General features: G+C 65.1%; 13 protein-coding genes and 1 tRNA gene. 13 read left to right on the top strand and 1 reads right to left on the bottom strand.

Translation table 11 applies throughout. The features are described from left to right. Window positions 1–111 precede the first annotated feature (111 nt). The 12 genes from folP (at window position 112) to DBR20_RS16910 (ending at window position 11,939) form a co-directional block, all read left to right on the top strand. On the top strand, window positions 112–1,008 hold the full coding sequence (gene folP / locus DBR20_RS16965) for a dihydropteroate synthase (protein ID WP_108267119.1): 897 nt from the start codon (window positions 112–114) through the stop codon (window positions 1,006–1,008). Then, window positions 1,008–1,961 carry a tRNA (adenosine(37)-N6)-dimethylallyltransferase MiaA gene (miaA, locus tag DBR20_RS16960; RefSeq protein WP_108267117.1) on the top strand — a complete coding sequence of 318 codons (954 nt, stop codon included), beginning with the start codon at window positions 1,008–1,010 and terminating at the stop codon, window positions 1,959–1,961. Before folP ends, miaA begins: the two co-directional genes overlap by 1 nt. 95 nt (window positions 1,962–2,056) lie before the next feature. Continuing rightward, complete coding sequence (gene hfq, locus DBR20_RS16955; RefSeq protein WP_025878916.1) at window positions 2,057–2,332, top strand: RNA chaperone Hfq; 276 nt, start codon at window positions 2,057–2,059, stop codon at window positions 2,330–2,332. A gap of 14 nt (window positions 2,333–2,346) precedes the next feature. Further along, window positions 2,347–3,657, top strand: a complete 1,311-nt coding sequence (gene hflX, locus DBR20_RS16950; RefSeq protein ID WP_089240267.1) for a ribosome rescue GTPase HflX — start codon at window positions 2,347–2,349, stop codon at window positions 3,655–3,657. Between the two features lie 103 nt (window positions 3,658–3,760). After that, window positions 3,761–4,255 (top strand): nicotinamide-nucleotide amidohydrolase family protein, encoded by a 495-nt coding sequence (locus DBR20_RS16945; protein WP_108267115.1) that lies wholly within the window; start codon window positions 3,761–3,763, stop codon window positions 4,253–4,255. 35 nt (window positions 4,256–4,290) lie between these two features. Then, window positions 4,291–5,973 (top strand): 2-polyprenylphenol 6-hydroxylase, encoded by a 1,683-nt coding sequence (gene ubiB / locus DBR20_RS16940; protein WP_100552147.1) that lies wholly within the window; start codon window positions 4,291–4,293, stop codon window positions 5,971–5,973. A gap of 210 nt (window positions 5,974–6,183) precedes the next feature. Beyond that, window positions 6,184–6,819 carry a transcriptional repressor LexA gene (gene lexA, locus DBR20_RS16935; RefSeq protein WP_108267113.1) on the top strand — a complete coding sequence of 212 codons (636 nt, stop codon included), beginning with the start codon at window positions 6,184–6,186 and terminating at the stop codon, window positions 6,817–6,819. A gap of 201 nt (window positions 6,820–7,020) precedes the next feature. Continuing rightward, the gene (gene recA / locus DBR20_RS16930) at window positions 7,021–8,061 is read left to right on the top strand and encodes a recombinase RecA (RefSeq protein ID WP_089240273.1); all 1,041 of its coding nucleotides are present in this window, start codon (window positions 7,021–7,023) and stop codon (window positions 8,059–8,061) included. A 109-nt stretch (window positions 8,062–8,170) separates the two neighbouring features. Further along, window positions 8,171–8,662: a recombination regulator RecX gene (recX, locus tag DBR20_RS16925; RefSeq protein WP_089240275.1), complete on the top strand. Its 492-nt coding sequence runs from the start codon at window positions 8,171–8,173 to the stop codon at window positions 8,660–8,662. Between the two features lie 105 nt (window positions 8,663–8,767). Next, window positions 8,768–11,416: an alanine--tRNA ligase gene (gene alaS / locus DBR20_RS16920; RefSeq protein ID WP_108267111.1), complete on the top strand. Its 2,649-nt coding sequence runs from the start codon at window positions 8,768–8,770 to the stop codon at window positions 11,414–11,416. Between the two features lie 148 nt (window positions 11,417–11,564). Further along, window positions 11,565–11,768: a carbon storage regulator CsrA gene (gene csrA, locus DBR20_RS16915; RefSeq protein ID WP_025878924.1), complete on the top strand. Its 204-nt coding sequence runs from the start codon at window positions 11,565–11,567 to the stop codon at window positions 11,766–11,768. A gap of 78 nt (window positions 11,769–11,846) precedes the next feature. Next, window positions 11,847–11,939: transfer RNA gene (locus tag DBR20_RS16910), tRNA-Ser, on the top strand. A gap of 57 nt (window positions 11,940–11,996) precedes the next feature. Here DBR20_RS16910 and DBR20_RS16905 read toward each other — a convergent pair. Beyond that, window positions 11,997–14,327, bottom strand: coding sequence for a TonB-dependent receptor (locus tag DBR20_RS16905; RefSeq protein WP_108267109.1), 2,331 nt, complete (start codon window positions 14,325–14,327; stop codon window positions 11,997–11,999). A gap of 211 nt (window positions 14,328–14,538) precedes the next feature. Between DBR20_RS16905 and DBR20_RS16900 the strand changes: the two genes are divergently transcribed. Continuing rightward, window positions 14,539–15,021 carry a LuxR family transcriptional regulator gene (locus tag DBR20_RS16900; RefSeq protein WP_108267107.1) on the top strand — a complete coding sequence of 161 codons (483 nt, stop codon included), beginning with the start codon at window positions 14,539–14,541 and terminating at the stop codon, window positions 15,019–15,021. Window positions 15,022–15,030: the final 9 nt, after the last annotated feature.

Raw genomic sequence — 15,030 nt, 5'->3', positions numbered from 1 at the left:
ATCCTACGGAATGCCGCTGTTGCTGTTGCTGTTGCTCCAGCCCTGGCCTCTGCGGGTGCAGGGCGCAGCCCTGCCGCCGTAAACTAAGCTTCGTTGCCCGCAGGATCTGCCATGTTCGATATCTCTCCCCAGCTCGATTGCGCCGGCCGCATCCTGCGCCTGGACCGTGCCCGGGTCATGGGGATCGTCAACGTCACCCCGGATTCGTTCTCCGACGGCGGTGCCCATGACACCACCGAAGCGGCGGTCGCGCATGGCCTGAAGCTGGTGGAGGAGGGCGCCGACCTGCTCGACATCGGCGGCGAATCCACCCGCCCGGGTGCGGCGCCGGTGTCGATCGACGAAGAGCTGCGTCGTGTCGTCCCGGTCATCGAGCAGCTGGCGGCGCGCACATCGGTGCCGATCAGCATCGACACTTTCAAGCCGGAGGTGATGCGCGCCGCAGTGGCTGCAGGCGCCGGGATGATCAACGACATCTTCGGCCTGCGCCAGGACGGCGCGTTGGAGGCCGCAGCAGACACCGGTGTGCCAGTGGTGCTGATGCACATGCAGGGCGAGCCGGGTCACATGCAGGCCGACCCGCAGTACGACGATGTCGTCACCGAGGTGCATGGCTTCCTGGTGCAGCGCTTGTTCGCTGCCGAGATGGCCGGCATCGCCAAGAAGAATCTGCTGATCGATCTTGGCTTCGGCTTCGGCAAGACCACCGCGCACAACATCACCCTGCTGGCCCGCTCCGAGCGCTTTCTCGAGCTGGGCGTGCCGATGCTGGCCGGACTGTCGCGCAAACGCAGTCTGGGCGAGCTGACCGGTCGCGAGTCACCGGCAGAGCGCGTCGCTGCATCCGTGGCCGCACACCTCATCGCCGTGCAGCGCGGGGCCCGTATCGTGCGCGTGCACGATGTGGCGGCGACGGTCGATGCGTTGAAGGTCTGGCAGGCGGTCGACGCGGTGCCCGCTGTCCGGGGGGATGCCAAACCGACCCTCCGCTGGCCGGACGAAGACTGATGGCAGTCGATCAGAGGCCGCTGGCGATCGCCGTGATGGGGCCGACCGCCAGTGGCAAGACCGCCACCGCGATCGCGCTGGCGCAGCAACTGGATGGCGAAATCGTCAGCGTCGATTCGGCGCTGGTCTATCGCGGGCTGGATATCGGTTCGGCCAAGCCTGATGCCGCCGAACGCGCGCAGGCGCCGCACCACCTGCTGGACCTGCGCGATCCCTGGCAGACCTATTCGGCCGCCGAGTTCGCCGCCGATGCCGGCCGCGTGGTGGCCGACATCGTCGCCCGTGGCAAGACGCCGATCCTGGCCGGCGGCACGGGCCTGTACTTCCGTGCACTGCTGCAGGGGCTGTCGCCGATGCCGGAAGCAGACCCGGCGATGCGCGACGCGTTGAGCGCCGAGGCCGCCGAGCGTGGCTGGGCGGCCCTGCACGCCGAACTTGCCACCGTCGACCCCGCCGCCGCCGCACGTATCCATGCCACCGACCCGCAACGCATCCAGCGGGCGCTGGAGGTCTACCGGCTGACCGGCACGCCGATCAGTGAATGGCAGCGCCGCCCCGGCGTCGCCCCGTTGCCGGTGCGCACATTGAAGCTGATCCTGGCGCCGCGCGACCGCGCCGTCCTGCACCAGCGCATCGAGGCGCGCTTCGACGCCATGCTCGCCCACGGCTTTCTCGACGAAGTACGCGCCCTGCGTGCGTTGCCGGATATGCAGGCGGTCGCCGCGCCGCTGGACCTGCCAGCCGTCCGCGCGGTGGGGTATCGCCAGGCCTGGGAGTACCTGGACGGCGAGGGGGACGAGGCCCGCTTCCGTGACAAGTCCATTTTCGCCACCCGGCAACTGGCCAAGCGCCAGCTGACCTGGCTGCGCGGCGAGCTTGATGCACGCTGGTTCGACCCCCATATGGATGGGGAGCGCCTGGCAGGCGCGGTGTCGACCTTCGTTGCACGCTGAACCGACGCTGGCCGTGTACCATCATGGGCCGGCAAGCGGCTCGGGGGCCGCGGCAACCGCCGGCTACCAATAAGAACAATAATCAGGAGTGTGCAATGTCCAAGGGGCAATCGCTGCAGGATCCTTTCTTGAATGCACTGCGGCGCGAACGCGTGCCGGTTTCGGTGTACCTGGTCAACGGCATCAAGCTGCAGGGCACGATCGAATCGTTCGATCAGTTCGTGGTCCTGCTGCGCAACACCGTCAGCCAGATGGTCTATAAGCACGCCATTTCCACCGTGGTACCGGCGCGCAACGTCAAGGTCGGCCCGGGTGGTGGGTACGTGCAATCAGGTGAGGATGGTCAGGCGGGTGATGAAGCAGACGAATGATGTTGGAGCGGTGAATGTTTGACCGCTCGAAAAAGGGCGAACACGCCCTGTTGATCCAGCCGCATTTCGGCAAGCTGGAAGACGATGTGCTGGAAGAATTCGGTGATCTGGCCCGCTCGGCTGGGGCCAGCATCGCGGTGACCATCACCGCGCGCCTGGATCGGCCCAATCCATCGACCCTGCTCGGCAGCGGCAAGCTGGATGAGATCAAGGCTGCCGCCGAAGCAACCGGCGCAGATCTTATCCTGGTCAACCACGCGTTGAGCCCGGGTCAGGAACGCAATCTGGAACGTTTCCTGGAGCGCCGGGTGATCGACCGTACCGGTCTGATCCTGGATATCTTCGCCCAGCGTGCGCGCAGCCATGAAGGCAAGCTGCAGGTTGAGCTGGCCCAGCTGCGCCATATGGCGACCCGCCTGGTGCGTGGCTGGACCCATCTGGAGCGCCAGCGTGGTGGTTCGATCGGTCTCCGCGGCCCGGGTGAAACCCAGCTGGAAACCGATCGTCGCCTGCTGCAGAAGCGGGTTGAACAGCTGCAGAAGCGGCTGGAAAAAGTCGAAGTACAGCGCACCCAGATGCGTCGTGCGCGTGTGCGCAGCGAATTGCCGCGCGTGGCCCTGGTGGGCTACACCAATGCCGGCAAATCGACCTTGTTCAATGCGATGACCGGCGCCGAGGCGTATGCGGCTGACCAGTTGTTCGCCACCCTGGATCCGACCGTGCGCCGGATAGCCGTGCCTGGTGGCAACGTCGTGCTGGCCGATACGGTAGGTTTCGTACGTGACCTGCCGCATGACCTGGTGGCGGCCTTCCGCTCGACCCTGTCTGAAGCGCGGGAAGCGGATTTCCTGCTGCACCTTGTCGATGCCGCGGATCCGCACCGCGAGGAGCGCATCGCCCAGGTCGACGAAGTGCTGACCGCCGTCGGTGCCGGCGACCTGCCGCAGCTGCTGGTGTTCAACAAGATCGACCGCATCGAGGGTGCCGACGTGCGCCACGATGGCCAGGACGGCGTGCCGGATGAATCGCGGCGTGAGCGGGTGTGGATTTCCGCACGCGACGGGCAAGGCATCGAGCTGTTGCAGGCCGTGCTCGGCAAGCGGTTGGGTCTGCAGCACGTCACCGGCGAGCTGCGCCTGCCGCCCAGTGCCGGCCGCCTGCGCGCGCGCCTGCACCAGCTGGAAGTGGTCCGCAGTGAACAGGCCGATGAAGAAGGCTGGCTGTTGCAGGTCGATCTTCCCATCGCTGAGGCCGAGAAGCTGGCGGCCAGCGCCGATGGCGAGCCGATCCGGGCCCTGCTGCCGGAAAAGCTGCCCGAATGGTGAGGTAGTGCCGGCCGCTGGCCGGCAGTTCCTGCGGCCCCGTGCCGCGACACCACCTTGCGATCTGCGGTACAACGTGCAGGTTCTTCACCTTTCAGCTACCCCGATGTCCTTCCCGACCGACGCCGAACTCAACGCCCAGGCCACTGCGCTGGGCCAGCGCCTGCAGCAGGCTTCGCTGCAACTGGTGACTGCTGAAAGCTGCAGCGGTGGCTGGATCGCCAAGTGCATGACCGACATCGCCGGTTCCTCGGCGTTCTTCGACTGCGGCATGGTGGTTTACAGCTACGAAGCCAAGCAGCGCCTGCTCGGCGTGCGCGCGCAGACGCTGGAGCAGTTCGGTGCGGTCAGCCGCGAAGCCGTGCTGGAGATGGTGTCCGGGGCGCTGGTCAATTCCGGTGCCGGCATCGCGGTGGCAGTGACCGGTATCGCAGGGCCGGGTGGTGGCAGCCCGGACAAGCCGGTCGGCAGCGTCTGGATCGGCTGGAAGCGCCGCGGCGGCTATGCCCGTGCCGAGCTGTTCCAGTTCGACGGTGACCGTGAAGCCATCCGCCGGCAAACCGTAGCGGCGGCATTGCACGGTATCGACGCCCAGCTGTGACATGCTGCTCCGGCAATCAACCGGAGTAGGCAACGATGTGGGAGACGCTGGGCACCGTCCGTGACCTTGGCCGGCTGCAGGAAATCGCCGCTGTCCTGATCCGCTACGGCTTCGGCGACGTCGTGCGGCGCATCGGCCTGGCCACGGTGCTCGAACGTACCGGCCGCCTGCTGCACTGGAACGAGGAGCGGCAGGAGATGCTGCGGATGACCGCGCCGGTGCGCGTGCGCAGCGCCCTGCAGGATCTCGGGCCGACCTTCGTGAAGCTGGGCCAGGTGCTCGCCACCCGTGTGGACCTGCTGCCGCCGGACTGGATCGCCGAACTCTCCGAGTTGCAGAACGCTGTCCCTGCATTGCCCTACGAGAAGATCCGCGAACAACTGGAGGCCGATCTCGGTGCGTCTCCGTCGCAGGTGTTCGCCTTCCTTGATGAAACCCCGATGGCCGCTGCTTCGTTGGCCCAGGCCCACCGTGCGCGGCTGCGCGATGGCCGCGAAGTGGTGCTGAAGGTGCGTCGCCCGGGTATCCGTGACGTGGTTGAAGCCGATCTGCGATTGCTGGCACGGCTGGCCGAGATCGTCGAAGCCCGCCTGCCGGATCTGCGCCGCTACCGGCCCGCCGAGGTGGTGCAGCAGTTCACCGTGTCGCTGCGGCGCGAGCTGGATTTCGCCGCGGAGTGCCGCAACGCCGAGCGCATCGCGCGCAACTTCGAGGGGCGGGACGACATCCTGATTCCGGCGGTGCATTGGCAATGGACCTGCGAAAGCCTGAACGTGCAGGACTTCGTCGATGGAATTGCTGGACGTGATCTGGCCGGTGTCGATGCAGCCGGCCTCGACCGCCGTGAACTGGCCCGGCGAGGTGCTGACATCGTATTGAAGATGGTGCTGGAGGACGGCAGCTTCCACGCCGATCCGCACCCGGGCAACATCATCTACCTGCGCGACGGCCGCATCGGCGTGATCGATTTCGGCATGGTCGGCGCCTTGTCGGAGGTTCGCCGCTTCCAGGTCGCACAGCTGCTGCATGGTCTGGTGGAACAGGACCCGCAGGGCGTGGCCGACGTGCTGCTGGACTGGGCGGGCGGCGTGGAAGTGGACGAGAACCGGTTGCAGCATGACATCAGCCTGTTCGTCGACCAGTACCGTGGCGTGCCGCTGAAGGACCTGCGCATCGGCCTGATGTTGGGCGACATTACCCAGCTGCTGCGCAGCTACAACCTGACCCTGCCGGCCGATCTGGCACTGATGATCAAGGCCTTCCTGACCCTGGAGGGCATGGGCCGCCAGCTCGACCCGGATTTCGACATGGCCAGCGCCGCGCGCCCGTTCCTGGAGCGGGTGGTACTGCAGCGCTATGCGCCACGGGCGCTGTTCAAGCGTGGCCGACGCAGTCTGCTGGGCATGATCGACTTTGCCGGTGAACTGCCGCGGGATCTGCGCAAGCTGGTGCAGGCTGCGCGGCGTGGCCGCCTGCAGCTGAAGGTCGAGACCAGCGCGCTGCAGGGATTTGGCGACCAGGTGAATCGCGCTGCGAACCGGATGGTGATGGGCATTGTCACTGCCGCCTTGATCATCGGTTCCTCGATCGTGATGCACAGCGTAGGCGGCGTCTCCAGCCGCTGGCTGCTGGCGCTGGGCGTGTGCGGTTTCATCGGCGCAGGGTTCTGCGGGGTGTGGATCCTGTTCTCGATCTGGAGAAGCGGCAAGCACACGTAGTGCGCTTACCGCGGCGGTTCCCACCGGGAACCGCGGAATCGCGCAGCGATTCCTGTAGAGCCGACCGCTGGTCGGCTGCTTTCGCTTCTGCCACCCCCAAGCAGTCACGCCGCATTCCCGGTAGCGCCGGGCCATGCCCGGCGGCTTTCGCTCCTCACGGAATCGCCCCGGCACTTGCAGTCCCGGGTGTTAGTAGTAATACTACTAACCATGGACCTGACCGACACCCAGCAGGCGATCCTGCAGTTGATCGCCGAGCGTATCGAGAGCGAAGGGGCACCTCCTTCGCAGACTGAAATCGCACGTGCCTTCGGCTTCAAGGGGGTGCGAGCGGCGCAGTACCACCTGGAAGCGCTGGAGCAGGCTGGGGCGATCCGTCGCGTACCCGGCCAGGCACGCGGCATCCGCCTGGTGCAGGCGCCACCGGTGGAGAGGGTTGCCGAGCCGGGCCTGCCCGACAGCGTCCTGCGCCTGCCGATCCTGGGCCGGGTTGCCGCAGGTCTGCCGATCGGCGCCGACATCGGCTCGGATGATTTCGTGGTGCTGGACCGGGTGTTTTTCTCGCCGGCACCGGACTACCTGCTGAAGGTGCAGGGCGATTCGATGATCGACGAGGGCATCTTCGATGGCGACCTGATCGGTGTGCACCGCACCCGTGACGCCCATTCGGGGCAGATCGTGGTGGCCCGCATCGATGACGAGATCACCGTCAAGCTGTTGAAGATCGCCAAGGACCGGATCCGCCTGCTGCCGCGCAATCCCGATTACAAACCGATCGACGTGCTTCCTGACCAGGATTTCTCGATCGAGGGCCTGTACTGCGGGCTGCTGCGACCGAACCGTTGACGATTCACCCTGCATTTTCCGCGGTCTTTTGTGGCGATTCTCTGGTTCTGCTGAGGTTGGTACGGATGTCCGATAATTTTTTTCCGAACGCCGGGCAGAATCTCAGCCTGTGCGATACGCCAGCCTTAAAGTGAACCCATGGCCAAGAAAACTTCCAAAGACAGCACCTCCAACGACGTGACCTCTGCAAGGACCAATCCGATGGACGAGAACAAGAAGCGCGCCCTCGCTGCAGCTCTGGGCCAGATCGAAAAGCAGTTCGGCAAGGGCTCGGTGATGCGCATGGGCGACCGTGTGGTCGAGCCCGTCGAGGCGATTCCGACCGGTTCTCTGATGCTGGATATCGCATTGGGCATTGGTGGCCTGCCCAAGGGCCGCGTCGTGGAAATCTACGGCCCGGAATCCTCCGGCAAGACCACGTTGACCCTGCAGGCCATCGCCGAGTGCCAGAAGCTGGGCGGTACGGCTGCTTTCATCGATGCCGAGCATGCGCTGGACCCGATCTACGCAGGCAAGCTGGGCGTCAACGTCGACGATCTGCTGCTGTCGCAGCCGGATACCGGTGAGCAGGCGCTGGAAATCGCCGACATGCTGGTCCGTTCCGGTTCGGTCGACATCCTGGTGGTCGACTCGGTGGCCGCATTGACCCCGAAGGCTGAAATCGAAGGCGAGATGGGCGACCAGCTGCCAGGTCTGCAGGCCCGTCTGATGAGCCAGGCGCTGCGCAAGCTGACCGGCAACATCAAGCGTTCCAATACGCTGGTGGTATTCATCAACCAGTTGCGTCACAAGATCGGCGTGATGATGCCGGGCCAGAGCCCGGAAGTGACCACCGGCGGCAACGCGCTCAAGTTCTACGCTTCGGTGCGCCTGGACATTCGTCGTATCGGTGCGATCAAGAAGGGTGACGAGATCATCGGCAACCAGACCAAGATCAAGGTCGTCAAGAACAAGCTGGCCCCCCCGTTCAAGCAGGTCATCACCGAGATCCTGTACGGCGAGGGCATCAGCCGCGAAGGCGAACTGATCGACATGGGTGTGGAGGCCAAGCTGGTCGAGAAGGCCGGTGCCTGGTACAGCTACGGTGAAGAGCGCATTGGCCAGGGCAAGGACAACGCCCGCGGCTATCTGCGCGACAACCCGCAGGTTGCGGCCAAGCTCGAGGCCGAGCTGCGCGAGAAGTTCCAGCCGAGCGAAGCCGCCCGCGAGCAAGGCGACGACGAAGACGGCGACGACGAGTAAGGCTTGCTGTGGGGCAGGGCGGCGCCGTCAGTGACGTCGCCCTGTCCTGCAGATTCGGTTTCCCCGACGGGGGACGCGCCAGGGACGGCGCATTTGATTGAAGGCGAGCATGAACGATTCCGACGCCCCGGCACCCGGCCGCAAGCGCCGCGTACGCGAACAGACGCCTGTCCAGCGCGCCCTGGGGTTGCTGGTGCGGCGCGAGCATTCGCGCAAGGAGTTGACCCGCAAGCTGACCTCCCGGGGTATCGAGGGCGAGGCGGCGCAGGCCGCGGTCGACAAGCTGACCGAAGCTGGCTGGCAGGACGACACCCGGTTTGCCGAGAATCTGGTGCGCATGCGTGCCAATACCGGCTACGGCCCCATCCATGTGCGGGCCGAACTGGGTACCCATGGACTGGACAGCGAGCAGATCGCTGCCGCCATGGAGACCTTTGAAGGCGACTGGACGGAGAACGCCCGGGATCTGGTCCGACGCCGCTTCGGTGAGGCCGGCCCGCAGGACCTGGCGCAGCGTCGCAAGGCCGCCGATCTGCTGGCCCGCCGGGGCTTTGATGGCGACAGCATCCGCCGTGCGACCCGTTACGATCCGGACGACTGAGACTGATGGCGCCGGGCCTGATACCCTTTGGGGTTTCGGCGGTCCGTTCGACCCTGGCCACTGCGGCCGGCGGCACGGGCCCCGGCCCGCAGACTGCCAGCCCCCATGAACGCATCCGCCAAATTCACGACATCCCAGATCCGCAGCGACTTCCTTGAGTTCTTCAAGGGCAAAGGCCACACCATCGTGCCGTCGGCGCCGCTGGTGCCGGGCAACGATCCGACCCTGCTGTTCACCAACTCCGGCATGGTGCAGTTCAAGGACGTGTTCCTGGGCGCGGAGAAGCGCAGCTACGTGCGCGCGGCCGACGTCCAGCGCTGCCTGCGTGCCGGTGGCAAGCACAACGATCTCGACCAGGTGGGCTACACCGCCCGCCATCACACCTTCTTCGAAATGCTGGGCAACTGGTCCTTCGGCGATTACTTCAAGAAGGATGCGATCGCCTGGGCCTGGGAGCTGCTGACCCAGGTCTGGAAGCTGCCCGCCGAGCGCCTGCTGGTCACGGTTTACCAGACCGACGACGAGGCCTACGCGCTGTGGCGCGACATGATCGGCATTCCGGAAGAACGTATCGTTCGCATCGGCGACAACAAGGGTGCGCCCTTCGCCTCGGACAACTTCTGGCAGATGGCCGATACCGGTCCGTGCGGTCCGTGCACCGAGATCTTCTACGATCATGGCGACCACATCGCCGGTGGCCCTCCGGGCTCGCCGGATGAGGACGGCGACCGCTTCATCGAAATCTGGAACCTTGTGTTCATGCAGTTCGATCGCCAGCAGGACGGCACGCTGATGCCGCTGCCGGCGCCGTGCGTTGATACCGGCATGGGCCTTGAACGCCTGGCTGCGATCCTGCAGCACGTGCATACCAACTACGAGATCGACCTGTTCCAGGCGCTGATCCGCAAGGCATCGGAGCTGACCGGCACCGCCGATCTGGAAAACAAGTCGCTGCGGGTGATCGCCGACCATATCCGCGCCTGTTCGTTCCTGATCGTCGATGGCGTGCTGCCGTCCAACGAAGGCCGCGGCTACGTGCTGCGCCGGATCATCCGCCGCGCACTGCGACACGGCTGGATGCTGGGCGTGCGCCAGCCGTTCTTCAGCAAACTGGTGCCGACCCTGGTCGAGCAGATGGGCGAGGCCTACCCGGAACTGCCGGCGCAGGCCGATACCGTCGTGCGTGCACTGCAGGCCGAAGAAGAGCGTTTCGCCGAAACCCTCGACTCGGGCATGAAGATCTTCGACGACGTCGCCGCCAAGGTCAGCAATGGCGTGATCCCGGGCGTGGATGCCTTCCGCCTGTACGACACCTACGGCTTCCCGCTCGACCTGACCCAGGACATCGCCCGCGAGCGTGACCTGACCGTGGACATCGACGGCTTCAACGCCGCGATGGAGACGCAGCGCGAGACCGCGCGTGCGGCCGGCAAGTTCGGTGGTGGCGTGACCCTGTCGGCCGATCTGGTCGCCACGCTCAAGCCGACCGTCTTCCTGGGCTACGACCGCCTGCAGGCCGACGACCTCCGCGTGGTCGCGATCCTCAAGGATGGCCGCCCGGTGGACGCTGCCCAGGCCGGTGACGAGGTCATCGTGCTGACCAGCCAGACCCCGTTCTACGCCGAGTCAGGCGGTCAGGTCGGCGACACCGGCACCTTGTCCGCTGCCGGCGTGCAGATGCAGGTGAGCGACACCCAGAAGTTCGCGGGCCAGTTCCATGGCCATGTCGGCAAGCTCACCCAAGGCAGCCTGAAGATCGGTGATGTGCTGTCCGGCCAGGTTGATGGCGAGCGCCGTGGCGCCACCATCCTCAACCACTCGGCCACCCACCTGTTGCATGCTGCCCTGCGCGAAGTGCTGGGCACCCACGTGCAGCAGAAGGGCTCGCTGGTGGCGCCGGACCGCCTGCGCTTCGACTTCTCGCATTTCCAGCCGATCAGCGCCCAGGAACTGGCGATCATCGAGCGCAAGGTCAACCAGCAGGTGCGCGTCAACAACGCTGTGGAAGTGCACAACATGGGCATGCAGGAGGCGCTGGACTTCGGCGCGATGGCCCTGTTTGGCGAGAAGTACGGCGAGAACGTGCGCGTGCTGAAGATGGGAGACTACTCCACCGAGCTGTGTGGTGGTACCCACGTCAACCGGACCGGTGACATCGGTCTGTTCAAGATCACCTCCGAGGGCGGCGTATCGGCCGGTGTGCGTCGTATCGAGGCCGTCACCGGCCAGGGTGCGCTGGACTACGTGGACGCCGAGGAGGCGCGCCTGGCCGAGGCCGCTGAACTGCTGGGTGGCAGCGCAGCCGACGTGGTCGAAAAGATCCGCGCGCTGGGCCTGCGCCAGAAGCAGCTGGAGCGCGAACTGGAGGCCGTGAAGGCCAAGGCCGCTGCCGGCGCCACTGCGGATCTGTCCGGGCAGGCCGTCGAGGTCGCCGGCGTGAAGGTGCTGGCCGTCCGTCTGGAAGGCTTCGATGCCAAGGCCCTGCGCGATGCCATGGACCGCCTGAAGCAGCAGCTGGGCGATGCGGTGATCGTGCTGGCCGGTGCCCAGGACGGCAAGGCAGCCCTGGTCGCGGGCGTGAACGGCAGTGCAATGGGCAAGGTCAAGGCCGGGGAACTGTTGTCCCATATCGCCGGTCAGATCGGGGGCAAGGGCGGCGGACGCCCGGACCTCGCCCAGGGTGGTGGCGAGGACGGGCCCGCCCTTGCCACCGCGCTGGCTGCGGTCGTCGAATGGGTCAGCCCCCGCCTGTGATGAACCCTTGCCGTCACCCTCCTTGTAGGAGCGGGACGGCTGACGGTACCATTGCGAATCTTTTCCCTTTGTCGTGGGCGCGCTTCTTGACGGAGCGTCAAGCCGGTGGGGGATACCCTTCCACACGGTTCCATGGAGACTTAAAAAAATGTTGATCCTGACTCGCCGCGTCGGCGAAACCCTGATGATCGGTGACTCGGTGAGCGTCACCGTGCTTGGCGTCAAGGGTAACCAGGTGCGTATCGGCATCACTGCGCCGAAGGACGTCGCTGTGCATCGCGAAGAGATCTACCAGCGCATCCAGCGTGGTGACGAAGCCGGCAGCACCGGTGGTGAAAATTCTGCGGAATAACGCTTTACCTTCGCGCGTGATTAACGTTATGATTCACGCCCCGCTGAGGTGCAACGCACCAGACGCGGAGAAAACCCCGGAGCGATGCCCGAGCGGCTGAAGGGGCTCCCCTGCTAAGGGAGTATAGGGTCAAAAGCTCTATCGAGGGTTCGAATCCCTCTCGCTCCGCCAGATACAAAGAAGCGCCTGCAGATCCTCGATCTGCAGGCGTTTTTCTTTTCAGCTCCCTCAAAGCTTCATGGTCACGCCGACCTGGAACCCGCGACCGGGCAGCGGTGCGATGTACTTCAACGGCGAGTTGTGTGGGCGGGCGTCGTCATCCAGAAGGTTGCTGCCGTTGACGAACACTTCCATCCCGGCGATGTAGGCATTGCGTACCGGTAGCTCGCGGCTGACCTGCAGATCGACCAGGTTGAATGCATCCAGCGGAATCTCTTCGCTGACGTTGCGACCCAGGTACTTCTGCTTGTCGTAGTAGGTGCTGGACAGTTGTACCTTCCAGCTGTCGCGCTGCCATTGCAGGTTGGCGCCATAGCGGTTGGTCGGCATGTTCGGCAGGTACTCGCCGTCGTTGTGCGCGCGCAGCGTGTCCGGGCGATCGGCCTGGTTCCTGACCAGATCGGCGAAGGCGGACAGATTCAATTTCCCGTAGCCGCCAAGGTCGAGCGCCTGCGAGGCATCGATCTCGAATCCCTTCACCGTGGTGTCGGTCTGCTTCCAGTACTTCAGCGGCAGGCGGTTGGCCATCTGCATGCCGGAGTGGCCTTGGTAGAGGTAGTTGTCGTACTTCATCCGGTAGGCGGTGGCCGACAGCGCGAAGCCGCCAAGATGGAACAGTCCGGTCAGCTCCAGGTTCTTCGCGCGCTCCGGCTCCAGGTTCTGGTTGCCTTCTTCCTGGGTCATCACCGAGTAATGCGCGTTGCTGGCATACAGCTCGTTGATCTCCGGTGCGCGCTGCGAAGACGAATAGCGCACCTTGGCGGCGAACAGCGGGCCGAGTTCGACATACGAACCCAGGCTGTAACTGTTGAGGCGATAGGAGCGGTCCTGCAGCGTGGTGTTGGCAGCATTGCGCGAGGTCTTGAAGCGGCTGGGCTGCAGGTCATGGTCCACGCGTTCATGGCGGACGCCGGCATCGAAGGACGCCCAGCCGACGTCGAGGGTTTCCTTCAGGAACACGGCGTTGCTGCGCGTTTCCACATCAGGCAGGTAGCGCAGCGCGCCGCTGCCGGTGACGTCGCGCGCCTGACGGCTCAGGCCCAGCACGCCGCTGAGCGGCCCGACCGGTTGATGCACCAGCAGCAGTTCGGCCTGGGTGCTCTGGAAGTCGTAGTCGTTGGCCCTGGTCGAGCCCAGGCGCTCGCCCGAGGTGTTGTCCAGTTTTGAAACCCGCAGTTCGGCGCGTTCGACGTACGGCAGTGGGTCCCGCAGCAACGCTTCCAGGGCGTAGCGCTGCTGCTTGATCACCACGCCCACCGGCAGGCCGTCGGCGGGGTTCGCGCCGAAGGACAGGTTCTGCATCGAGAAGCCCGGCACACCGTATTCGCTGTCCTTGGCATCGATGCTGACGCCGACGTAACCGCGATCGAAGAACCAGGTCGAGCCGAGTGCTACCTGCGAACTGCGTGAGTAGCTGTTGCCCAGGCGATGGTGGTAATCGGGGGTCACATCGTTGTTGATCTGCTTCTGCACATACGACGGCGTGCCCGCCACATAGGCCGGATTGACCGGATTGACGTAGGTGCGGCGCTGCCAGATCGACGTCGGGCTGTTGGTATAGAAGGAAAAATCGCCATCGGCCCAATCGGGGTTCTCGGTCATGAACTGGTCGATGTAGGGTTGCGAGGCCTTGTTGTAGAGCTGCTGGACGCGTGCTTCCTTCTGGCAGCTGTCGGCCAGCGCCGAATTGACGCCGCCGGTGGCCGGGAACAGCCGGGTGTTGCAGACGCCCGCCTTGCTGTTGCCGGGAATGTCGTAGTACGAGATGCGTTGCCGCGAGACCTGCAGGTTCGTCGAGACATTCCGCTGGTTGTTGAAGTTCATGCGGAAGCCCTGCGCATCGGCCGCGTTGAAACCTTTGCGCAGGACCAGTTCCATCGACTGGTCCTTGTCCTCCATCGTGCGCGAGATCAGGCCGGAGTCGATGTCGACGCTGCCGCCGATGGCGTTGCCGCCGTAGCGGACGGTATCGGAGGATTTGTTGACGGTGATGCTGCGCACGAACAGCGGATCGAACGGAATGTTGATGTCGCCGCTGAAGGCGTTCATGCCGAGAATGGACTGGCCGCCTTCCAGGATCTGCACGCGGTTGCCGCTGAGGCTGCGGATGACCGGTGCGCCGGCGTTGGGCCCGAAGGCGCTGTTCTGCACGCCGGAGACATGTTCAAGCATGCCGCCGAGGGTGCGGTTCTGGGCCTGCGAGGCCTCGACAGTGACGATGCTGTCGATCCGGGAGGGCTTGCTTGCCTCGACCTGGACGGCGGGCAGGGTGGGGTCGTCGGTGGCATGGGCGTTGTGGACGACGAACAGGATGGCTGCAGCAAGCAGGTGACGACGCATGACACACTCCGTGAAAAGAATGTGAAATGTTATAACGTAACTATTCAGATTCACAAGCCGGAAGGGGGCGGCGGAATGGAGGCGTGGAGATTGGCCTGGCAATAGGCGGCAGCGTGGCCGCTTGCACGCCCGGCCGCTGGCGCGCAGCATCCGGCTTTGCAGGTCCCCACAATGCACCTGCAGGACCTTGCTCACTTGAAAGGAGCCTCGCATGAAGCTGTTGTCCGCCGCGTTGCTGTCCGTGGCCCTGCTGCAGGCGATGCCTGCCCTGGCGGAGAGCCCGAAGTCCTCGCCGCTGCTCGGCCGCTGGTCGCTGGATATCGCCACGTCCGCGCTGCCTGAAGCACAGCGTCCGCAACAGGTCGTGCTGGAATTCAAGGATGCCGGCGCGGGCAGGTGGAACTCGCACGTGGATATCGTCCTGCATGATGGCAAGACGATGAAATCCGACGGTACGCTGGCGCTGGACGGCACGCCCGCGGCGCTGACCGGCAGCTACGGTGCCAACCAGGCGACGCTGAAACTTCCGGCGCCGAACACGCTGGTGATGCAGCTGGTCGATCACGGCGCGCCGGCATCCACTCGCGTGTATACGGTGGCCGCCGATCGTTCAACGATGACCGAAACCAAGGCGTTCTTCGGTCATGACGGCACGCCGATCCTGCAGACCAACCTGTTCAAGCGCTTGCCGTAGCCGTGTGAT

Origin of the sequence: Stenotrophomonas sp. HMWF023 (assembly GCF_003060985.1) — a bacterium.
In the GTDB taxonomy this organism is placed as follows: Bacteria; Pseudomonadota; Gammaproteobacteria; order Xanthomonadales; family Xanthomonadaceae; genus Stenotrophomonas; species Stenotrophomonas lactitubi.
This window is presented reverse-complemented; position numbering and strand designations above follow the sequence as displayed.